General features: G+C 39.5%; 15 protein-coding genes, 2 tRNA genes, 3 rRNA genes and 1 pseudogene. 11 read left to right on the top strand and 10 right to left on the bottom strand.

The features are described 5' to 3' along the window. The first annotated feature begins 172 nt into the window (after positions 1 to 172). From J0L69_16970 to rrf, 5 genes are all read left to right on the top strand, one after another. A 16S ribosomal RNA gene (locus J0L69_16970) occupies positions 173 to 1695 on the top strand. Positions 1696 to 1843: 148 nt separating this feature from the next. Further along, positions 1844 to 1917 (top strand) — tRNA-Ile (locus tag J0L69_16965). A gap of 94 nt (positions 1918 to 2011) precedes the next feature. Beyond that, positions 2012 to 2085: transfer RNA gene (locus tag J0L69_16960), tRNA-Ala, on the top strand. A 213-nt stretch (positions 2086 to 2298) separates the two neighbouring features. Then, positions 2299 to 5184, top strand: a 23S ribosomal RNA gene (locus tag J0L69_16955). 132 nt (positions 5185 to 5316) lie between these two features. Further along, positions 5317 to 5429, top strand: a 5S ribosomal RNA gene (gene rrf / locus J0L69_16950). The 16S, 23S and 5S rRNA genes sit together here with 2 tRNA genes alongside, the layout of an rRNA operon. Before the next feature lie 549 nt (positions 5430 to 5978). Here rrf and J0L69_16945 read toward each other — a convergent pair. From J0L69_16945 to J0L69_16910, 8 genes are all read right to left on the bottom strand, one after another. After that, positions 5979 to 7292: a transposase gene (locus J0L69_16945; GenBank protein MBN8694882.1), complete on the bottom strand. Its 1314-nt coding sequence runs from the start codon at positions 7290 to 7292 to the stop codon at positions 5979 to 5981. Positions 7293 to 7453: 161 nt separating this feature from the next. Next, entirely contained in the window at positions 7454 to 8431 is a 978-nt protein-coding gene (locus J0L69_16940; protein ID MBN8694881.1) for a cation transporter, read from the bottom strand. Between the two features lie 2 nt (positions 8432 to 8433). Then, the gene (locus J0L69_16935) at positions 8434 to 9225 is read right to left on the bottom strand and encodes a class I SAM-dependent methyltransferase (GenBank protein ID MBN8694880.1); all 792 of its coding nucleotides are present in this window, start codon (positions 9223 to 9225) and stop codon (positions 8434 to 8436) included. Further along, positions 9209 to 10597: a hypothetical protein gene (locus J0L69_16930; GenBank protein ID MBN8694879.1), complete on the bottom strand. Its 1389-nt coding sequence runs from the start codon at positions 10595 to 10597 to the stop codon at positions 9209 to 9211. The genes J0L69_16935 and J0L69_16930 overlap by 17 nt, the downstream gene beginning before the upstream one ends. A gap of 133 nt (positions 10598 to 10730) precedes the next feature. Continuing rightward, on the bottom strand, positions 10731 to 11285 hold the full coding sequence (locus tag J0L69_16925) for a hypothetical protein (protein ID MBN8694878.1): 555 nt from the start codon (positions 11283 to 11285) through the stop codon (positions 10731 to 10733). Between the two features lie 88 nt (positions 11286 to 11373). Then, positions 11374 to 12537, bottom strand: coding sequence for an NAD(P)-binding domain-containing protein (locus J0L69_16920; GenBank protein ID MBN8694877.1), 1164 nt, complete (start codon positions 12535 to 12537; stop codon positions 11374 to 11376). Position 12538: 1 nt separating this feature from the next. Continuing rightward, a complete protein-coding gene (locus J0L69_16915) occupies positions 12539 to 13975 on the bottom strand; it encodes a choice-of-anchor B family protein (protein ID MBN8694876.1) in 1437 nt (478 codons plus the stop codon). A 28-nt stretch (positions 13976 to 14003) separates the two neighbouring features. Then, positions 14004 to 15746 (bottom strand): hypothetical protein, encoded by a 1743-nt coding sequence (locus J0L69_16910; protein ID MBN8694875.1) that lies wholly within the window; start codon positions 15744 to 15746, stop codon positions 14004 to 14006. Between the two features lie 71 nt (positions 15747 to 15817). Between J0L69_16910 and J0L69_16905 the strand changes: the two genes are divergently transcribed. From J0L69_16905 to J0L69_16890, 4 genes are all read left to right on the top strand, one after another. After that, positions 15818 to 16906 (top strand): T9SS type A sorting domain-containing protein, encoded by a 1089-nt coding sequence (locus tag J0L69_16905; protein MBN8694874.1) that lies wholly within the window; start codon positions 15818 to 15820, stop codon positions 16904 to 16906. Between the two features lie 54 nt (positions 16907 to 16960). Continuing rightward, a complete protein-coding gene (locus J0L69_16900) occupies positions 16961 to 17380 on the top strand; it encodes a hypothetical protein (protein MBN8694873.1) in 420 nt (139 codons plus the stop codon). Between the two features lie 171 nt (positions 17381 to 17551). After that, positions 17552 to 18028, top strand: coding sequence for a ribonuclease HI (gene rnhA / locus J0L69_16895; protein ID MBN8694872.1), 477 nt, complete (start codon positions 17552 to 17554; stop codon positions 18026 to 18028). 41 nt (positions 18029 to 18069) lie between these two features. Then, on the top strand, positions 18070 to 18714 hold the full coding sequence (locus J0L69_16890) for a hypothetical protein (protein MBN8694871.1): 645 nt from the start codon (positions 18070 to 18072) through the stop codon (positions 18712 to 18714). Here J0L69_16890 and J0L69_16885 read toward each other — a convergent pair. After that, positions 18711 to 19970 (bottom strand): dihydroorotase, encoded by a 1260-nt coding sequence (locus J0L69_16885; protein MBN8694870.1) that lies wholly within the window; start codon positions 19968 to 19970, stop codon positions 18711 to 18713. The two genes, J0L69_16890 and J0L69_16885, sit on opposite strands and share 4 nt — an antisense overlap. After that, positions 19967 to 22015 (bottom strand): annotated as a pseudogene (locus tag J0L69_16880) (BatA and WFA domain-containing protein). The gene J0L69_16885 and the pseudogene J0L69_16880 overlap by 4 nt, the downstream one beginning before the upstream one ends. Before the next feature lie 38 nt (positions 22016 to 22053). On the opposite strand from J0L69_16880, the gene J0L69_16875 reads away from it, so the two are divergent. Together J0L69_16875 and J0L69_16870 are read left to right on the top strand one after the other, a co-directional pair. Then, positions 22054 to 22683 (top strand): hypothetical protein, encoded by a 630-nt coding sequence (locus J0L69_16875; protein MBN8694869.1) that lies wholly within the window; start codon positions 22054 to 22056, stop codon positions 22681 to 22683. Between the two features lie 60 nt (positions 22684 to 22743). Beyond that, on the top strand, positions 22744 to 23139 hold the full coding sequence (locus J0L69_16870; protein MBN8694868.1) for a hypothetical protein: 396 nt from the start codon (positions 22744 to 22746) through the stop codon (positions 23137 to 23139). Positions 23140 to 23308 lie beyond the last annotated feature (169 nt).

Genomic DNA, 23308 nt, shown 5'->3' with positions numbered 1-23308 from the left:
ACGTTCATTGAAGGAAATGATTGCCAAAAATGTAGCAGGTAATTTGTTGAAGAAACGATTATCACATGAAGATGATATTAGTTGAGAAACTGATTCATCATACCCTTGAGGGATTGTGTTTAGACATAATTCATTCCTATTAATAAATATGAATAGGGATACAAACTTTTATACAATGGAGAGTTTGATCCTGGCTCAGGATGAACGCTAGCGGCAGGCTTAATACATGCAAGTCGAGGGGCAGCGGGAGTAGCAATACTTGCCGGCGACCGGCGCACGGGTGCGTAACACGTATGTAATCTGCCCATCACAGGAGGATAGCCCGGAGAAATTCGGATTAATACTCCATAATAAATTGAGTGGCATCACTTGATTTTGAAAGTTCCGACGGTGATGGATGAACATGCGACTGATTAGTTAGTTGGTGAGGTAACGGCTCACCAAGACCACGATCAGTAGGGGTACTGAGAGGTTAAACCCCCACACTGGTACTGAGACACGGACCAGACTCCTACGGGAGGCAGCAGTAAGGAATATTGGACAATGGCCGCAAGGCTGATCCAGCCATGCCGCGTGCAGGAAGACGGACCTATGGTTTGTAAACTGCTTTTGAACTAGAGAAAACCCCTTTACGTGTAAAGGGCTGATAGTATAGTTAGAATAAGCATCGGCTAACTTCGTGCCAGCAGCCGCGGTAAGACGAAGGATGCAAGCGTTATCCGGATTCATTGGGTTTAAAGGGAGCGTAGGCGGACTTGTAAGTCAGTGGTGAAATCTTTGGGCTTAACCCAGAAACTGCCATTGATACTGCAGGTCTAGAGTACAGTTGCCGTTGGCGGAATATGACATGTAGTGGTGAAATACTTAGATATGTCATAGAACACCGATTGCGAAGGCAGCTAACGAAGCTGTAACTGACGCTGAGGCTCGAAAGTGCGGGGATCAAACAGGATTAGATACCCTGGTAGTCCGCACTGTAAACGATGATTACTCGTTGCTGGGAGGTAACTTTCAGTGACCAAGCGAAAGCGATAAGTAATCCACCTGGGGAGTACGCCGGCAACGGTGAAACTCAAAGGAATTGACGGGGGCCCGCACAAGCGGAGGAGCATGTGGTTTAATTCGATGATACGCGAGGAACCTTACCAGGGCTTGAAAGTTAGTGACCGCTCCTGAAAGGGAGCTTTCCGCAAGGACACGAAACTAGGTGCTGCATGGCTGTCGTCAGCTCGTGCCGTGAGGTGTTGGGTTAAGTCCCGCAACGAGCGCAACCCCTACCATTAGTTGCCAACAGGTAAAGCTGGGGACTCTAATGGAACTGCCCGCGCAAGCGGAGAGGAAGGTGGGGATGACGTCAAGTCATCACGGCCCTTACGTCCTGGGCTACACACGTGCTACAATGGTTACTACAGAGGGCAGCTACACAGTAATGTGATGCAAATCTTTGAAAAGTAATCTCAGTTCGGATTGGGGTCTGCAACTCGACCTCATGAAGCTGGATTCGCTAGTAATCGCGCATCAGCAATGGCGCGGTGAATACGTTCCCGGGCCTTGTACACACCGCCCGTCAAGCCATGAAAGCTGGGAGTATCTAAAGTAGGTTGCCGCAAGGCGCCTCCTAGGGTAAAACCGGTGATTGGGGCTAAGTCGTAACAAGGTAGCCGTACCGGAAGGTGCGGCTGGAACACCTCCTTTCTGGAGCAATCCTTACAAGGTGTGATAAGAGTAGAAGCAATAAATGCTTGCTAATTTTTGGACAATCTATTTTCTATTAAAAATTGAAGAACAACCCAAACGAGCCAAGTGGGGCTTTAAAACCACTGAGGCGCCGACTAAAGAAAACAGTCCCGTAGCTCAGTTGGTTAGAGCACTACACTGATAATGTAGGGGTCAGCGGTTCAAATCCGCTCGGGACTACATGAAACAGGGGTTGTGAATTTTGAGTTAAGATTGAGGAGTTAAGAGCTCTCAATACTGAATAACTCATAACTCATAACTTATAACTCACTTTGGGGGATTAGCTCAGCTGGCTAGAGCACCTGCCTTGCACGCAGGGGGTCAACGGTTCGAATCCGTTATTCTCCACAAATTTTAGGTTAGTGTAAAAGCTAACTACGTTCATTGACATATTGAGAAAGACATAAGGCGGTTTAATAAGCAATTATTAAACATGCAAATAACAATCTAAACAGATAGTAAAGAGGCTGTAGCGATACAGTTTTTTTAAAATAATTAAGAATACCGGTTTTATTATTTATACTTAGATAATAGAACTGAAGGTGCTTAAAAAGCATAACAAAAGAAAGTACTTAAGGGCGCATGGAGGATGCCTTGGGTCTTAGAGGCGAAGAAGGACGTGATAAGCTGCGATAAGCCAGGGGGAGTGGCAAATACACATTATATCCCTGGATTTCCGAATGGGGAAACCCGGCTAACTGAAGGTTAGTCACCCTGCAAAGGGAGCAAACGCTGTGAACTGAAACATCTAAGTAACAGCAGGAGAAGAAAACAAATAGTGATTGCGCAAGTAGTGGCGAGCGAACGCGCAATAGCCCAAACCGGTGTGATTACGGTTACACCGGGGTTGTAGGACTACAATGTGGACTTAAGTTGTATAGTGGAACAGTGTTGGAAAGCACGATCAAAGAGGGTGATAATCCCGTACACGACATGCAATTTATACCTAGTAGTATCCTGAGTACTGCGGGGTCGGAGACGCCCTGTAGGAATTTGCCGGCACCATCCGGTAAGGCTAAATACTCCTAAGACACCGATAGTGAACTAGTACTGTGAAGGAAAGGTGAAAAGAACCGTGAACAACGGAGTGAAAAAGAACCTGAAACCATGCGCTTACAAGCGGTCGGAGCCCTTTAGTGGGGTGACGGCGTGCCTTTTGCATAATGAGCCTACGAGTTGCACTTTACTGGCAAGGTTAAGGGCTTAAGGTCCGTTAACCGAAGCGAAAGCGAGTCTTAATAGGGCGCAGAGTCAGTAGAGGCAGACGCGAAACCTTGTGATCTACCCATGGCCAGGTTGAAAGAGTGGTAACACACTCTGGAGGACCGAACCGATAAGCGTTGAAAAGCTTCCGGATGAGCTGTGGGTAGGGGTGAAAGGCTAATCAAACTGGGAAATAGCTCGTACTCCCCGAAATGCCTTTAGGGGCAGCGTAGAGGTTAAGTTTTATAGAGGTAGAGCTACTGATTGGATGCGGGGGAAGCGATTCCTACCAAGTCCTGACAAACTCCGAATGCTATAAAATATACTCTGCAGTGAGCCCATGGGTGCTAAGGCCCATGGACGAGAGAGAGAGAACTCAGACCAACAGCTAAGGTCCCCAAATCTATGTTAAGTTGATATAACGAGGTCCGACTGCATTGACAGCCAGGATGTTTGCTTGGAAGCAGCCATTCATTTAAAGAGTGCGTAACAGCTCACTGGTCGAGCGGTTGGGCGTGGACGATACTCGGGCATCAAACATAGTACCGAAGCTTTGGGATTGTAGCAATACAATCGGTAGGGGAGCATTCTAACTGCGTTGAAGAAGTTGCGTGAGCGCTATTGGAGCGGTTAGAAAAGCAAATGTAGGCATAAGTAACGATAAAACAGGCGAGAAACCTGTTCGCCGATAGTCTAAGGTTTCCTGAACAACGATAATCGGTTCAGGGTCAGTCGGGTCCTAAGGCGAAGCCGAACGGCGTAGTCGATGGCCAACAGGTTAATATTCCTGTACTGGCACCATTGCGATGGAGAGACGAAAAAACGTAAACACGGCGCACTGACGGAATAGTGCGTTTAAGCCCGTAGGGTTACTCTTTGTTGGCAAATCCGCAGAGAGTCTGAAAGGTGAAAGTACCCTGAGTCGTCAGACAAGGGGATAAGTGTCCAAGTATGTTTCCAAGAAAATCTTCTAAGCTTCAGATGAGTGCCACCCGTACCGCAAACCGACACAGGTAGACAAGTAGAATATACTAAGGCGCTTGAGTGATCCGCGGTTAAGGAACTAGGCAAATTAACCCCGTAACTTCGGGATAAGGGGTGCCCACAGCAATGTGGGCCGCAGAGAAATGGCGGTGGCGACTGTTTAACAAAAACACAGGGCTTTGCGAAATCGAAAGATGAAGTATAAGGCCTGACACCTGCCCGGTGCCGGAAGGTTAAGAGGAGAGGTTAGGAGCAATCCAAAGCTTTGAATCGAAGCCCCGGTAAACGGCGGCCGTAACTATAACGGTCCTAAGGTAGCGAAATTCCTTGTCGGGTAAGTTCCGACCTGCACGAATGGTGTAACGATCTCCGCTCTGTCTCAACCGCGAGCTCAGTGAAATTGTGGTATCAGTGAAGACGCTGATTACCCGCCACGGGACGGAAAGACCCCATGCACCTTTACTATAGTTTAACATTGATTCCGGGTAAGTGATGTGTAGGATAGGTGGGAGGCTTTGAAGCAGTGGCGCCAGCCATTGTGGAGCCAACGTTGAAATACCACCCTTTACTTACTTGGAGTCTAACTCCCAACGGAGGACATTGTTTGATGGGTAGTTTGACTGGGGTGGTCGCCTCCGAAAGGGTATCGGAGGCTTTCAAAGGTTCGCTCAGTACGCTTGGTAACCGTACGTAGAGTGCATTAGCATAAGCGAGCTTGACTGTAAGGCCGACAAGCCGAACAGGTGCGAAAGCAGGATAAAGTGATCCGGTGGTTCCGTATGGAAGGGCCATCGCTCATAGGATAAAAGGTACGCTGGGGATAACAGGCTGATCCCTCCCAAGAGCTCACATCGACGGGGGGGTTTGGCACCTCGATGTCGGCTCGTCACATCCTGGGGCTGGAGAAGGTCCCAAGGGTTCGGCTGTTCGCCGATTAAAGTGGCACGCGAGCTGGGTTCAGAACGTCGTGAGACAGTTCGGTCCCTATCTGTGGTGGGCGTTAGTTATTTGAGGGGCCCTGACTCTAGTACGAGAGGACCGAGTCGGACGAACCGCTAGTGTACCAGTTGTGGCGCCAGCTGCACCGCTGGGTAGCTATGTTCGGATGAGATAAGCGCTGAAAGCATCTAAGTGCGAAACTCACCTCAAGATAAGATAACTTTATAAGGATCGTAGAAGACTACTACGTTGATAGGTTACAGATGTAAAGGCAGTAATGTCAAAGTCGAGTAATACTAATTATCCGTAAGCTTTCTGTTATGCGCATCAGCTTTTATTAGCTGCACGCCTTGTGTCTTTTTTCAGTATGTAATAATATTGATTATTTCTAGTTCGATGTTCCTGGTTAAAACCAGAAATAAAAAACCTGAATCCAGAAATAATCCATCCCTTTATGGCGTCTATAGCGGCGGGGATCACCTCTTCCCATTCCGAACAGAGAAGTTAAGCCCGCCTGCGCAGATGGTACTTGGCCTAAAGCCCGGGAGAGTATGTCGATGCCAATTTTACAAAGAAAAACCCTCGTAGTATTACGGGGGTTTTTGCGTTTATAGAGGTTTAGTACTTGTGCTGAGCGAAGTCGAAGCATGTCTCCCGACGATACGCTGCACGGATGAACACAAAACACTAAACACAGAATGAAAAATAATTAAGGGGGATAGAGGCAGACCTCGCTATACCGAGGTTTTGCATTCAGAAAAAGCGGAGGATTATGTATATTTGATAAAACGTGAGAGTGAAAAATGGCTTGTAATCAAGAATTAAAGGAGTGTTCGAATCCCTTTGCGTCCGCATAGTTGGTATGTACGCCCGATTTTTTTATATGAATTACCAATTGTAGATAATATAACTGCAATTATATAAGATAACGTAACACCTGGTAGCCCGTACGGGAATCGAACCTGTGTTCCATTCTTTTAACTCATTCATTTACTCAAATATAATCAATTCCTCCGCTTTTTCTGAATGCAAAACCTCGTTGTACCGAGGTGCGAACTTATCCTTTAGGGATAATTAATGTAATTATTTTTTTTACTGTTTTGATAACCAATTGATTAAAATTTATTTTCGCAGGCACCGGGTTTGCAACCTGTACATTGTATGCATTTGGCATTTTTGTTGTTTTTAATGCGTGTTCTGATGGCTTGCTTCACTCTTTTTTTAACATCAAATTTTAAGGGAATATTAAAATACACTTCATGTGGCGTGCGAGGCCTGTGTTTATAATGTGGTCGTTCAACATTGTAATCGTTAACCGCCCATTCTAAGTATTTAGCTAATGCTTTTATGCTTTCGAATTTTCGCCCTCTTAAATACCTGCTTTTCATGGTGCGGTGTATGGCTTCAACCGGTGAGTTACTAAATCTTATGTCTTTTAATGCTCTTATTTTTGTGAACCTGATTTTTTTGCGTTTCGCAATTCGTTCAATAAATTCATTTACATATTTGTTGTGGTTTTCCTTGCCACCATCGGTTACCAAATAAGGTGTTTTTTGGTCGGGATGTTTCTCAATGTTTTTAAGTGCTTTACTAACCGAGTTAATGACTATGCTAAATTTATTGTTTTCGCTCACATGCCATCCCAAAATCATTTTACTGTAATTATCCATCACAAAACTTATGCTTATTTTTTTGCCGGAAATCAGCTCATAAAAAGTGGTATCAACATGTAAATATTCGTTGGGTTTTGTGGCTATGAGTCCTATTGTTTTCCGACTCTTACCTGCTACTTTTCTGCTTATGTTTAAAAACTTCGCGTACTTATACCAGCTGTATAAACTAACAATTGCTTTTCGTTGCCGTAGCGCTATTCCTGCAATTGACACTATTGGCCAATGATCGTACTCAGGGTTAGTGAGCATTTTTTTGATTTTTAAAATTTCATTTAATTGTAATTGTTGTGGGTGACGTTTTACACAGAGATGTGTAAATGAATCGAAACATTCGAATCGCGCCTCCAGTATCCACTGATAATACATGGGCGTGGAAATCCCCACAATTTTTAAGGCACGTTTTAGGCCAACAAAACTTTTTATGTAATTAATGGCGTTAAGCACTCTTGCCTGAAGCACTTTGTCGCCCGCTGCGCTTTTTATAAGTGGAACCAGGGTGTAGGAGAGCATTACCCAAGCTCGGGTTAGCGCCAGCATAGTTTTTTTAAGTTTCAGGTACTTAAAACCAATCTCGGCATTTTTAAAAGCATCGTCAAAAAAATAGCGAAACTCGTGCCCAAGGTATTCGCTGTAATTGGTTTTCCGCCAGGTTGAAATGGTGGAAGACGGGATTTGTTTTCTAAACTCGTAGGGCAACATGTTTTCTTTGCCTATAGCATATAAGAAAACTACGGCTGTGTCGTATTTATGTCTCATATGCTTTTATACGGAGTTATAGGCGGTTAGGACTCACCCCCGACTTCACTACGTTCGGCCACCCCCCTTATCTACAAGTTGAGCGGGGGTGACGGCAGGCTTAGCTTGCGAAATTAATTTGAACCGATGTGTCTCAATTGAATTGAAATATTTTTTGATATTTAAATTTTATGCTTCGTGTCCGGCAACAAATTATCAATATTCCAGTCTATTTTCTTTTTGAATTCTGATTGCCTGTGTTTGCAGTCCGTTATCTGACATACCGAACAGGATGTCGGAGGCACGCAAGGATCAGCGTGTATGAAAAATTCTATCTCCCTGTCAAAGTCCTTTTTTATCAGCTGCTCCACAGAGTCTACCTGATTGTGGCTGTCTTCCAAACTCTGATACCAAGGCAATGTAATATGGCAATCCACATGCAAGGTTTCGCCATACTTCAGCACCCGCAAATTGTGAACGTCTATCCATTCCGTTTTTCTGTTTTTGTTAAGTAACTCTATTAGGTGATTGATTTTTTCAAAGTCGGCTTTATCTAGCAAATCATTCACTGAATCACGCAGTGTTTTAAAGCCTTCCAGTAAAATATAAATACCCATTAAAATACTCACCACATAATCTATAAAATACCATTTGGTAAAGTAAACTAAGGTTAAGCTAACAACAATGGCTACGCTCGACCAGGCATCCGACATTAAATGTTTGCCTTCACCTTGCAGCGCCGGCGAATGCTCTTTCTTTCCTTTATTCACCAGAAATCTTCCCAGAAATAAATTAATGGCTCCCGCTACAATTGTGAGATAAATACCTTTATCTGCTTCATGAATTTCCGGCTGCTTGATAAAGGCATTAATCCCTTCAAATATCATGGCTGAGCCTGCTAAAACAATCATGCCGCCTTCAAATCCTGCTGATAAATGTTCAATTTTTCCATGACCATAAGGGTGGTCTGCGTCTTTTGGCTTAGAAGCGTAGTACAAACTAAATAAAGCGAATGCGCCTGTCAGTAAATTCACAATCGACTCCAAAGCATCCGTTAAGATGGAGTTAGAGTGGGTAATGTAGTAGGCGAAAAACTTTATTCCTGTAAGAATTACAGAAATAGCCAGTACAATTTGCATGGTTCTTATTTTCCCCTTCATACTTAATACCGTAAAATAAAATGTTCTTTTTCTTTTTGTTCTTTTCTGAAGAATACGATGCCCGCATAAAACAAATCAAGGCTCAACGTTACTTCCGGATGATTTTTAATTTCCCCCCATGCTCTTTGCATCCCTTCCGTCCAGTTAATGTCGTCAAAAATAAATACGGAGTGCTCATGTTTTTTTGTAAGCGCCATTTCGAAATATTTTTTTGTCGCTTCGTATTGATGATTGCCGTCAACGTAAAAGAAATCAAGTCGCGGTAGATTGTTCAGCAGTTCAGGAAGCACTGAATCAAAGTTGCCTTGTATGGATGTAATGTTTTCTGCGTTGTGTTTTTTGAAAAGCTGCGAAGAAAATTCATAAAGCGCCGGACAACCTTCAATGGTGTAGATCTTCGATTTTGAATTAGCCTTCGCTAAATAAAGAGTGTTGAGCCCGATGGAAGTGCCTAATTCTACAACATGTTCCGCATTACAAAAATTAATCAGTTTAAAATACAATTCGGAAAATTTCTTTGTGCTAATACCATGCTTGGCGATGTCTGAAATCTTACGAGTATTGCCTTTAAAAACTTTAGAGCCCGCGCCAAAATCAGTGATTTCGATGGTGTTGTGGTTATTCAGCAATTGCTTGCGAACTGCATCTAATTCCTTAAACTGATAATAGGCTTCGTTTTTTGTTTCGAGCAGTTCGGTTACAAATTTGTAGACAAAAGGAGAGTGTACCCCATGCGCGGTTTTGCTTTTCAGCAGATAATTTAAATAGGAAATAAAATTATTGAACCGGCTCATTTTCGTAACACAAACAGGTGTTCTGTTGCTTTATTGGTTTTGTTTTGTAATCGGGCAAACTTTCCTCTAATATAAACAGGATATTTAACCCTTCGATTTTATTATCAGGATGCTTTTTATTCCATTCGCGGATTAAATATCTGCAATAATAAGGACGCATGAAATTAAAATCATTCTTCTGATAATTCTCCGCGAATTTCCGCCAGCGATCGGTTGGATACATTTTGTCAATGTCTTTCGGTTTGGTGAGATCCAATCCGGGTTTATTATTGTAAATGTCCCAAATAGAATCGTTGGATTTTATTCCGCGGTAAACATACCAACCGTCTGTTTTGTAAACCCCCGGTGAAAACATCCCCCAGAACTGATCCAGCTTTAACGCGTTATTCAAATACATAAAGCGGTCATCCGGCACAAATTTGAAATTAGGAAGGTTGCCGAGATTGCTGGCGAAACAAAAGAGGAACACTACTAGTAAAAAGGAGAAGGTGAATTGCCTGATTGGTTTGGGAGATCGGATGGAATAGAATCCGGAGGAAGTAACTTTACTGATGTGGGTGATTTTCTCATCGAGTTTATCCATTATGCCTGACGAGAGCAATCCGAGTGAGGTGCTTAATCCGATTACAAAAAACAATCCTACATAGAGTGTAGAAGCGATGCCTGCATGCAAAAGAATAATTGAAATAGCTGCGATCGCTCTTAAGTTTTGATTTTTGTATGGAACAAGTATTAATAATGGCGCAATGATTTCTAAATAGTAATACACGAAGAAGGTAAGTAACTTCATTAAGGAGGGATATTGATACAGCCAATCGCCCATCCCGACTTTAAGTTGATCAAGACTTAACGCGTAATAAATAGCGCTTCCTTCGGTGCGCCACTCAGGTGAAGTTTTATGTAATGCCGAGAAAAAATAAACCGAGGCCACTAACACCATGTAACCAACACTTGAAATTGAAAAGTAATTCTTCGATTTAGGAATTGTTTTTTTGGCATCGTAAGAATAGAAACTACCCCACGGCAAAAATATTCCCCAAAATAAAATCAGCCTTAAGAAATCATCACCGCTTTGCTGAATGAATGGATTTCTGTTTTGTAAGGATACTAAAAATATCCAGGCGAGGAGTGTGGTTAATTTGGTTTTCCAGCCTACGATTAAAAGTATCGCAATAAAAGCGTTGAATAAAAATAAAAACAACTCATAGGCATAACTGTCATTTAGAAAATGAAAGGACCAGCGTAAAGGTTTTTCATCAAATTTTAATAAAAGATCAACCGGTAATACGCCGTCAGAAGTGTAATGTTCACGCAGCGCTGTGGCGCGTATGATTAAATCGGCGAGCAGCACAAGGCCAATCGCAATCCGCATGAAAGACAAAGCGCGCAAGTCGAGCTTATAGCTCTGTCTTAAATAGGAAAGTATTTTGTAGTAATAACTCAACTATACAAAAATAAAAAGGCTTCCGGTTTCGGAAGCCTTTTTGAGAAAAATCATTTGTTGATTAAATACAAGTTAAGTTTCCTGATACTGTAACCACAGGGAACAAGAACGAATATTGTAAGCATTGAACGTTGTTGAATGTAGCTTGCGTACCGGCTGTGCTGGTAGTTACCGCAACAGAACCTGACTTAGAATACCAAGCAATTCCATCCGGTTGTCCGGGAGCATTGGTCACAATCATACGAGCCTGACCAGCTAATGGTAAATTTGGAGTTAAAGCATAAGTACCTGTAGTAACAGCTCCACCACCAAAAACTAACTGTACAGTTGTGTTTCCATTTAATCCTGTTAAGGTATTAGGACTTGTAGCACACCCATTAAAGCTCCAGCCAGCGATTGAACCACCTACTTGTAAAGCAGTGTTTTGTGTTGCGGGATTAGTAACGGTACTTGTACCTGTAACAGTAATTTGATTAATGTTAGGGTTAGCACCGGTTCCGGTCGACTGGTTTTTATAAGTTGGCGTGATGTTATCGTTATTTTTCTCTTTACAAGAAATAATAAATACTGTGCTTAAAGCACCAAATAACAAAGCAGGAAATAATAATTTCTTCATTTTTCTAAAATTACTTAAACCAAATTTAGCTGATTTTTACAGCTTTAGCAAAAAAATCTCCAAATAATGAGCGAAGGCAAGCTTTTGGTTAGTAAAAGCCCTGTTTTTGAGCCACTTTATGCTTTAAAAGTACGCTAGGCCTGTATCTGTCTTCCTGATATAAACTATAAAGTTCCTGAAGGGTATTCAGTACTTTTTCAATACCTATTTCATCAGCCCATTTTAAAAGGCCTTTAGGGTAATTTACCCCTTTTGTCATCGCTAAATCGATATCTTCTTTTCCTGCGATATTATAGTAAAGCGCATCGGCGGCTTCATTGATGAGCATACATAACACGCGGTGACAAATTAGTTTGCCCAAAAGTTCATCTTTTTTTGGTTCAGGAAGGGGAGAGTTATAATCATAAAATCCGCGACTTGTTTTTCGGCCAAGAAATCCCGCTTCCAATAAACGTTTTTGTGATAAGGCGGGTTTGAAACGCGGATCGAAATAAAATTGTTTCCAAACAGTTTCGGTTACGATATAGTTTACATCATGTCCGATCAAATCCATTAATTCAAAAGGCCCCATTTTAAATCCACCAAACTCTTTCATAGCCCAATCAATGGTAGCAAGGTCGGCAATGCCTTCTTCGTAAATGCGTAATGATTCACTGTAAAACGGACGAGCAACACGATTCACGATAAATCCCGGTGTGTCTTTTGTTATGACGGTTGTCTTTCCCCAACTGTCAATTAATTTTTTTATTTCTGAGGTAAGATTGTCTTGTGTTGCAATGCCAGGAATAATCTCTACTAAAGGCATTAAAGTAGCGGGATTAAAAAAATGAATTCCTAAAAAGCGATTTGGCTTTTTGCACGCTGCTGCAATAGAAGCAATGGAAAGAGAAGAAGTGTTAGTAGCTAAAATGCAATTCTCGGAAACCAATGTTTCCAATTCTGAAAATACTTTTTGTTTTACTTCCAGGTTTTCTACAATGGCTTCAATAATTAAATCGCACGTACCTAAGTCTTTTAACTGGGAAACAAAATTTGATTTTGCTAAAACAGAATCTGCTTTTTCTTTCGTGAGTTTTTGTTTTTCAACCAGCTTTGATAAAGAGCTTGCTAAATTGTTTTTTGCTTTTTCGAGCGAAGCCGGGTTGTTATCGTAAATAAAAACATCATGTCCGGCGGTTGCGGCTACTTGCGCAATTCCGGAGCCCATAGCGCCTGATCCGATGATGCCGATTTTAGAGTTTACAGAGAACATATTAATGTGTTATGATTATTTTTTTCTGAATAGATTTTTTTCCTGAAATTACTTTTACCAAATAAGCGCCCGATTCAAATGCACTGACATTTATTTTTTCTTGCGCTAGCGGTGATGATAAATTAATTTTTCTTTCTTCGTTTAAAATAGTTCTACCGGTAATATCAGTAACAATAAATGTGCAATTTGAAGAATTATCCGGAATGAATGTAATGGAAATATCAGTGCTCGCCGGATTCGGATAAATGCTTGCCGATAAATTCTGATTTTCGTTTTCATTAACGCCAACACTTATCAGATTTTTTGCTGATAAAAGAAATATCCCGTTCTGCATATCACAGGCTAAAATTGTTCCGCTAGGAAAATAAGGGTAGGCGCCCCAGTTTCCTCTGTAAGATTGTGCGAAATAATTATTTCCCAAATTTGATCCTCCTTGGGGATGTGTATCAAAAAAACCTTTTAAAATCGGATTGGATGGTGTGCTAATATCATATAGTAATAAACCATCCTGATAACAGCTTACAAAAGCCCATTTGTTGCCAAGTACATAAGGATTGTGAGCAACGAATTCATTATTGGAGTTTGGTTTTGTAGTTGCGTCTAACGTAATATTTCCAAGGTTAGAAACATTGGCTACTTTAATTGATAAACCCGTTGGAACTTCATCGCAAAATACTAATGTTTTCCCATTATCGGTGATATAACTGCTATGGTTATATCCGGCTCCTGAATAGCCTGTTAATGAACCGAGCGAAGTAAAATTATTCGGACCTGGATTATATTTAAAAACATGAAGGCCTTGTCCGCCTGCCGATGCATAAACAGTATCGTTTCTCACAAACATATCGTGCACGTAATTGATAACCGGAAAATCATCACTTAAAGTTCGCAGTAAAACCGGCAATTGAGGATTTGCTAAACTATACACTTGCATGTTGATGGTTCCTCCAAACGAAGGTGTAACTCCGCCAACGTAAAGTTTATTTCCATCTACCCAACATGTGTGTCCGCGTTCAAACAAAGTGGTGTCGTCATATACTACATGTACCGAATCGGGTAAATAACGCATATCAACAATTTGAAAGCTGTTAGGTTTGGCATCATCGCTTACAATGTAGGCATAGTGCTTGTAATTTTTTATTTCTCGCCAGGTACAACCGCTTCTTCTGGCTTGAACAGAGTCGCGAATACTTGGTGCAGCCGGATTTGTAATATCAATAAAATAAGTTTTATCAGCAGTTCCAACCAACGCATACTCTCTTCCGGTAGAATCTTGTCTCCATCCCCAGCAGCCTGAGTATTTACGGCCATCTCCTCCGGTGTTAGTTTGCGGATTAAGATGACTCATTAACGTAAAATTATAACTTGGATAAATAGTTTGGCTAAGCGTTTTTAGAAAAGTAAAAGCCAATAACAGAACTGTAAATTTTAATTTCATGATAAACAAATGTACCAATAAAAAAAGCCTAAAACAAGGCAGTTAAACCGAAATGGATTTTACCGGCTCTGATATCGATGGGATTACCTTGCTGACTACCCAAAGCATAGTTTAAAGAGAAAATACCTGCTTTGGTATCAAAATTAATACCGGCACCAATGCTGTAAGGCATGTCACTGTTATAATTTCCACTGCTGTTATTTTCGTACCAGGCTCCTTCGGCAAATAAAAGAATGTTGGAGTTTTGACTAAATAAAAAGCGATACTCGATAGTTGGAATCACGTAAGTTGATGCGAAAATACTTTCCTCATCAAAACCTCTCAAAGTTCTTAAGCCGCCAATTCGGAATAATTCATTTTTAAAAACAGGCGCATCACCAAACACACTGCCATATTGCGCGGCTAAATGTAAAACACTATTTCCCTTAATGCGAATAAATCCATGCAGCTCTCCTTCACTTTGATATTGGGTCGATTTAAGCTGAAGATTTGTATATACCGCATCATTTATTTTTGGATTTTTCTTAATGGTTTTGTTACCGGTTTGTGCTGTTATATTGATGAAAATTCCCTGATGCGGATTAAATCGGTAATCACTTTTTTCAAAAACAAGTCCAACACCGTACGATTGAGTGGTGATGTCGGCATAATCCGGCAGCACAGTGGTAAAAGCTAAGCCGTTTGCAGAAAGTAAATTTGCATTTCGTTGTTTGTAAAACACTTTAAGATTATTTAAGCCATTGAAATAATACTGCAAACCAATATTATTATTTACATCAATGAAGGAGGTGTCTTTTTTGTAAATTTTAATGGCGTAATCCGTTCCAATCGGAGAACCCAGTAAGTATGGATAAATAACGCGCGCTTTAAAATCCTGGGTTTGTGTTTGAAGTCTTCTCCAATTTAAATCAAATGTTTCTCCTCCTCTGAAAATGTTATTGATGAGTTTAATTTTTACATCCCCAGTGAAAACAGTTTTTCCGGTATTATCCGGTAATATACCAATGATACCGTCGAACTGAGAAGCATTTTTTTTATTCAGAAACAGATAAAGTTTATTCTGTTTTTCGGTTAAACGAATCACTTGAGGCTTAGCTTCAGATAAGAACGGTAATTGTCTTAATTTTTTTGAAATTGCTCTGAATGCCTCTTCGTTATAAGGCATATTCGGCTTAATGCTTAAGTAGCGGTATAAAAATGTGTTGTTGATTTTCGCGTCGCCTTCAACCAGTATACTATCCAGTTTGATGAGTTTGTTTTTAGAAAGATTAATCACCGCAGAGATAGTGTTCTCTTGAATTGTTAAGCTGTCTAATTGTAATGACGCAAACGGATAACCATTATTTTCATAGTAACTTAAAGTTTTCTCAATGAATTTAGCGGTTTGTAAATAATTAAAGGACTTACCGGTATATATCTTTTCGCTGTAACCAAGCTTAGAAACTACATCCATTTCAGCGTTACCTCTTTTTAATTTTGCCCATTTGTATTTGGCACCAATGCTTAAATAGGCAATGCTTATGAGAGAGTCTTTTTGTATAGAATCAACATTGGCAATAAGATGCCCCTCTTTTCTTAGTTCAAATAAAATTTTATTGAGCTCTTTTGTAATTTCTTTTTCGGATTTAAACGAGTTTTTGTATTTCAGATATTTGAAAATTTTTACGGAGTCGGTATTAATTAGTTTAAGACTATAATTTTGGGCAGAGCCTTTTACCGATAAAACTATCAGTGCGCTTACTATCAGATATCTAAACAGCTTTAGCAGCATTTATCCCCTAAATTACTAATACAAAACGGGTTATTGATTAAATTTAGTATATTTATTAAAATTTTAATTTCATGAAAATACGTTTACTTTCTTTCTTTCTTGTATTAATTTCTTGTGCTAACGCACAGATTGTAATTACAACCAGTAATGTTCCTGCCAGCGGCGACACTGCGCGCATGTCATTAGCTTCAGTAATAGCTTTAACAACCAACACTTCTTTAACCAGTTATACAGCTACGGGGGCTAATTTTACCTGGAATTTTGACTCGTTAAAGCCTGTAGGTCAGATTATGCGTGAGTTTAAACCCGCTAACGCTTATGGTTATTTTCTGTCGACCGGTTACGCCGAAAAAACAGACGATACCCTGGATTTATTCATAGCGCAATTAAATAACGTTTGTGATATTTATAAGAAAAACACCAACGGTTTTTATATGGATGCCTGGGGAATTACATACTCCGGTTTCCCTTTTCCAGTTTCTTATAGTAAGAAGGACTCCATTTACAAATTCCCATTAAATTATTTAGACCGCGATTCAACAAATTTCGCATTATCTACACCATCAAGTTCTTTGATGCCATTTGGATTTAAAAAACACGGACACCGCATAACGGAAGTTGATGGATGGGGAACCATTAAAACACCATTTGGCATGGAGCCTTGCTTACGTGTAATCACCACTCAATATTCTATAGATAGTATTAAGGCGAACATTCCGGTTGGAACATTCACCTTACCAATAAATATCGGATACCCAAATTATGTAAGGAAATATCAGTGGTTAACTTTAACGGAGCACGTGCCTTATTTAGAAATTACCGGTACAGTCGCACTGAATAATTTTATACCGAATGAAGTACGTTACCGTGATATGATTCGTTCGTTTACCGGAATTAAAGAATCCCCTTCTACACAAATGGCATTGGCTATTTATCCTAATCCTGCTACCAATCAGATTAATTTTATTATTCCATCACAGGGTGAGTTCGAAATCTCGATTATGGATATGCAAGGACGAATAATTTCAAAACACAAGTTTGATAACAGAAACAGCATCAATCAAAACTCCATAAATATTGAGGCTTTAGCGCAGGGTATATATTCGGGCAGGATTACCAACGGCAATGCTGTTCAAAACTTTAAATTTGTAAAGGAATAAGATTTTTGAAAAATAGAATTATCTAGTATTTTTATCCCCATAAAACTTACAACAATGGCACATCATCACGACGATCACAGCAACCACACCGAGCAAAAGCCGGTATCTTTTACTGTCCCTTTAATTTTAGGTGCAATCACCGTTTTTATTATTGTATTATTTGTTAGCCTGGGCGATCCTTGTCACCATAATGAGTGTGCCGAAGGATGTTCAAAGGAATGTATGGAAGCCTGCGCAAAAGGCGACCACAGCAAACATCCTGAAGGAATGAGTATGGAAGAGTGTCACAAAGGAATGGAGAAGCATGGCGAAGGACACGGAGAGTGTGAAGGTTGTAAAGATGGTAAAGTGTGTGAACATCACGCGGCTCACGCTGAAGAACATGCCGCAGCTTCTACCGATAGTACTCATGCAGCACCTGCAAATACAACACATCACGCAGCAGAGCCTGCAAAAGAAGAAGCACATCATTAATTGATTTCAATAAAATTTAAAGAGCGCGGAAATTTTTTTCGCGCTCTTTTTGTTTTACGGCTTCCCCCTCTCTGCGTGAGTAGAGAGGGGGTGGTTGAACGAAGTGAAACCGGGGGTGAGTCGGAAAATATTCTTACTTTTAAACCCAAGCGAAAAACCTACGTTTTTGTTTTGACAAACGGTAAAATACATATCTATACAGATGGCGCTGCCAGTGGCAATCCCGGTCCCGGCGGATACGGAATTGTCATGCTGTTTAATCAACACCGCAAAGAAGTGTCGGAAGGCTTTCGGTTAACAACCAATAACCGAATGGAACTCTTATCGGTAATTGAGGCCTTAAGTATGATAAAGAATAAAGACTATGAGGTTGTTGTGCATTCAGATTCTAAATATGTAGTGGATGCTATAAACTTAAAGTGGATAGATAATTGGATTAAAATTGGTTTTAAAAATAAAGCCAATGTGGATTTGTGGTTACGCTTTTTAGACATCTATAACCCTAAGAAAATGAAATTTGTCTGGGTGAAGGGACATGCCAGCAACAAGGAAAATAATCGTTGCGATGAATTAGCAGTAGCAGCCTATAAACAAAAAAACCTCAAAATAGATGAGGGTTATGAAGCAAGTAAAGGAGAATTGTTGTAACTTTTCTTTGTTGTATTCATTATTCAATTAAAACCCATCCCATGAAATATAATTTACTTTCCGTAATGGCAATCTGCATGATGTTGTCCTGCACGCCTCCGCATAAATCAGATGAAACTAAAACAGAATCATCAACCTCAAGAACACTTATCACGTCTTGTATCGAATCCACTTTTATTTTGAGAGATACCACACAGATTAAAAATTTAGCCAAAGAAAATGGCGACATGGAAATGTTTCAATATAGTGGCGCTACAGAATCCTACTTGACATTTTTAACAGAGCCTGAATTTCGGGTGATACTTGAATCTGTAAATAAACTGAAGAATAATCCGCAATCATTTTTATTTTGGAATATAAATGATAAGCCTTTAACGCGAGATGAAGTGGCTCAAAGAATGATGGAATGTGACAGTGTTGTTTTTTCCGAATTTGATTCAAAGGGAAAGGAAACTATCAAAACAATTTGGGCTTGCGACTCCATCTCAATACCTAATAATATCAATTTGATTAAATTCTACGAGGCTTGGTATGTAAATAACGAAACAAACTTAATAGAAAAAGAAATGCTAGGATACGGTGTGTTTGTTTATTCTTATTCCAGAAAAGGATACAAACATTTATTCTATGCGTTTAAAGATAGTACAAGCAGAGAAAAAGCTAAATATAAATTAGCCTTTATTTAATTCCAGCACCCTTTATTATTATTGATGCAGCCAACCACTTTTCCTTGTAATGATTTTCCAAGGAAAGGTGTGTTTTTCGACTTCGAATAAATGTCTTTCTCGGTAAGTTTGGTTTCACCTGTAACAGTGAATAGGGTTAGATTAGCTTTTTCACCTTCCTCTATTTTTGGTAATTCTAATCCTAAAATTTTACGCGGATTAATACTCAAAGCTTCCACTAATTTTTCCGCTTCACCTTTTAATCCTGTTAATGCGCTTACATAGGCAGTTTGTAAAGCAATGATACCGTTGTCTGCTAAATCGAATTCTAAATCTTTGCACTCGATGTCTTGCGGATGATGATCACTCACTACTACATCGATAATGCCATTCTCCACGGCTTTGCGAAGAGCTTCAACATCTTTTTTATTTCTTAATGGAGGATTCACTTTATAATTCGTGTCGAAATCAACTAAAGCTGTATCATCCAGTAATAAATTATGAGCGGCTACTCCACACGTAATATTTAAATCGTTCGCCTTCGCTTTTTTAATTAACTCCACACTTCCTTTTGTGCTGATAGTAGGAACGTGCATTTTTCCTCCTGCATATTCGAGTACTGAAATATTTCTTTGCAACATGATTTCTTCGGCAAGCGCAGGAATTCCTTTTAAGCCTAACATGGTGGATGTTTCGCCTTCATTCATTTGTCCGCCATGAGAAATACTTTTATCATCACAATGAGTAATAATAAAGCTGTTGATGTTAGTAGTGTATTGTAACGCGCGTAAAATTAAACCGGCATCTTTTATCGGATTTTTATAATCACCAAACGCTACAGCGCCTGCTAATTTCATATCGTACATTTCCGATAAGTCTTTGCCTTCCTGATTCTGACTTAAAGTTCCAACAGGGTATACATCCGTTAAACTGTTTTTACTGCGGTTCAAAAGATACTCAACTTGAGCTTTATTGTGTAAAGGAGGATTGGTTCCGCTCATTACTGCAACACCTGTAAATCCTCCTGCGGCTGCGGCTTTTAATCCACTCTCCAAATCTTCTTTATGCTCATAGCCCGGATCGCATAAGTTAGCTTGCATATCAAACCATCCCAAAGAAAGTAGTAAGCCATCCTCTTCAATAGTTTTTACACCCGAAGCGGTAATGCTTTTTTTAATTTGAGAAATGTTGCCGTTTTCAATTAGCACATCCATTGTTTTATTATGGCAGCTGCTACTTGGGCAGATAATTTTGGCTTGTTTAATTAATACGTTCATTTTAAAAATCGGATTAAGGCTATTTCTATCGCTACAAAAATCAAGGTTAAAATAACAAATAATTTCCAAAGTTTGGTGTTACCGCTTATTTCAGCTACAGAACTTGTGAGCGTTTTTTCACCTGCAATAATCGTCTTATACGAAACTAAATGATTTTCACCCAGATTGTTTTCCATTTCGTCGTTGGTGTAAAACTCCAATCCCGATTCCAGACGATTAAAATTAAAAGCAAGTGCTTGCAAGGTTTGAGTCTGCAGTGTTAAGTTGTAAAAGCCGGGTTCAACAATCTGTCCTTGCGTAAAAATGTTTAGGCGGTTATTTCCAACTCGGATTTCCGGAATAACATCAGATTTGTTATTCAACGATTTTAAATGAAACGGTTCGTCGCCTTTGTTGCTGATAGGATTTATCTGAATCACGGAATTATTTTGCGTGTAATAGTAGGGCGGTACCGCTTTTAAACTATTAATGGCCATTTTATAAATCGTTGGTACAAATAAGGCGTGTTTACAAAAATTACTGCTGGCAACATCAAGCGGACCACTAAACAAATATAATTTGGAAGTATTATTGTCGAGTTCGCCCAGCCAGGTTTCCCCATTCATTAATTTTAAAATCGGCTTTAAATTACTTCGACTTGATAAATTCGTTATGTAACGTTTTTTAATGACAGGGAGGTCGATGCGTTCATCTATTTTATCAAATACACCTTCGTAAAATCCGGTTTTGAAATCTGTTTTTTCAACCTTCAAGGTAGTAGTGTCAGTATTTCCGGGGGCAGGCAATGAAAGTGCTTTATAAAATTCACCGTAATTTGAAGCTTCCATTTTTTTGGCAGGAATTAAAACCAGATGTCCGCCTGACTGCATATACTTATTAATTTCAGAAATTAAGCCACTGCTGAAATTTTCAACTTCATTCAGAATAATGAGATTCGCTTTGGCAAACAAGCCATAATCAATAGACAACTCGTTGTTTTCGTAAAAGCTAAATAAACTATCCGATTGCATTAATGATTTAAAGTAAGGACCTGTTTCGCTAGACTTTCCGTTTATTACCAAAGCCTGTATGTTTAATTTAGAATTGAAAGTGAAAAATAATTCATCATCAAATGTTATAGGATAATCATCCAGTTTTAACGAACAAAAATTAAATCCTTCTTCCTTACACTCAAATGTTAATTGCGTTTCGGTTTTACTTTGTGCGTCCGCATTAAAGCTCGCTATACCGGTTTGTTTATTGTTTATCGTTAAGCGTATGGTACCATTCTCAATCGCTTTATTGCTTTTATTGTAAACACGGATATTTAGTTTTTGAACAACACCCTTTTGCTGAACCGGAGAATCAAACCAACATGTGTCGATATAAACATTATCGCTGGTGTTGGCATTAACTGCAATGAGTGAATTTATTATCGCAGTATCGTTCGGGAAATTTTTAAAATCAGAAATTGATTTTTGAAAATCACTGATCACAAAAGAACGCATGTCATTTAATTTCGCGCCTCTTAAAAAATCCTGCTGACGTTTAATAACCGATGATAATGATTTTACAGCCGATGAAATTTTTACTTCATCTATAGCCTCGTTTATCTCTTCCTTAGAAATAAAGCGTTGATGTTTGCCCTCAAAATCATTGGTAAGAAGCATGAATTTATCGGCATTGCCAAATGCGGCAACAATTTCTTTTGCCCGCTTTTTTGCGTTTTCAAGCAGACTTCCGTTTTTATTAACCCCTTCCATACTGAAGGAATTGTCGATATAAACACCTATGGCTTTGTTTCCGGTTTTAACTTTGGTAGTATCGTTTACCAGAACAGGTTGAGCAAAGGCGAATACAAGCGCTGAAATGGCTAAAATACGGCTGATTAAAATTAATATCTCTTTTAAGCGGCTTTTCGACTGACTTTCCTGTTTTAATTCACGTAAAAACTTTACGTTTGTAAAATATATCTTTTTATACTTCCTGAAGTTGAATAAGTGAATGATAACAGGAATGAGGATGGCAAAAAGGGCGTATAAAAAGGTTGGAAATACAAAGCTCATCGGAGTTTAAAATTAATAAAAAACATGGTATTATTAAAATGAACAGTGCTAAAGCTATAATCGGGAAAAATCTGGTGCTCATTGCTCTCGTAATCCTTACCATTTCAACCCTTTTCAGAGGCACTGTTAGTAAGGCAGAGTTATTAATATTTCAGGCGATACTCGGACTTTTATACGCCATTTTAAGTTATGTGGAGTATAATAACACGAGTTACAAGGCGCAATTACCGGTTGAGCGATTTGCCTATTACCCGGGTAGTTTTTTTACGCTTCGGGCGCTAAAAGTTGGTATTTATACAACTTTCGGCTTATTGCTTTTTGCTTCCCCTAGTGCAGTAAAGATTATTTATCCTGTATGTTTTATCATAGCTTTCACCGAATTGATTATTAGTCTGCTTAAATTCAATAAAAAATTATGTTTTGTTAACGTTTATGCCAATTATGTTTTAATTGCTTTGGAGGATATGGAAAAGATTTTCGCGAACGAAGTCGATTATATCGAATACCGTCACGAAATATTTTACATTATCAAGAAAAACGGACGTTCTACTACCATTAAAACTTTTTCTATCGACAATCAGGAGCTTTTTATGACAAAAATGCTCGATTGGATTCGAAACAATAATATCAATGTTTCGTCAGAGTCTAAACAGAAGCTGGGCTTATAAGTGACTTTTGTTACTGATTTCCTTTTATACTGATTGTAACTTTACCTTAAAATTAATGCCATGAATTCAGTATTAGCGGGTACACGTAAAGCCATTAATAATTGGTTAAGGCAATTCAAAACGTTTATCAATTTCGAAGACAATACCTACAAAATTCAAGAGAGTTTGATTGGTGTGTTTAAATGGGGCGAGTTTAAACCCCTACCAAAACTGAATTATGTTTTGGTTTTTAAAAATGTGTTTGCTAAGTGCGAGACATGTTCGATAGATGAATTTGAAAACAATCCCCATGCGTATTTTCAGGTTAGCTTGGTTCACAACTCTAACCGGAGAATAATTGTGCACGAAACAAAGAATAAAGAAGAGGCCTTCAAAATTGCGGAGCAATTAGGAAATAACTTGCATTTAAGAATCAAGGATTCATCAAGCAGACGGCAGTCGGTTTGGTTAGATTAATTTCGGGTTCTTGATGAAATAGGAAAAAAGTTTTCGAATTTCCTGTCCAAGAAAATAATGTAGAAAAGCACAATAACCCCCTCCCGGCTACGCCGTACTCCCCCTTAGCAGGGTGAGAGGCTGCCCGTTTTTAATTGAACTTGAATTGAATTTTAAAATATACGCGGGT

It is taken from the genome of Bacteroidota bacterium (genome assembly GCA_017303905.1).
In the GTDB taxonomy this organism is placed as follows: Bacteria; Bacteroidota; Bacteroidia; order B-17B0; family Aurantibacillaceae; genus JAHEYG01.
The sequence above is the reverse complement of the archived record's forward strand: the minus strand, read 5'-3'. Positions and strand labels throughout refer to the sequence as shown.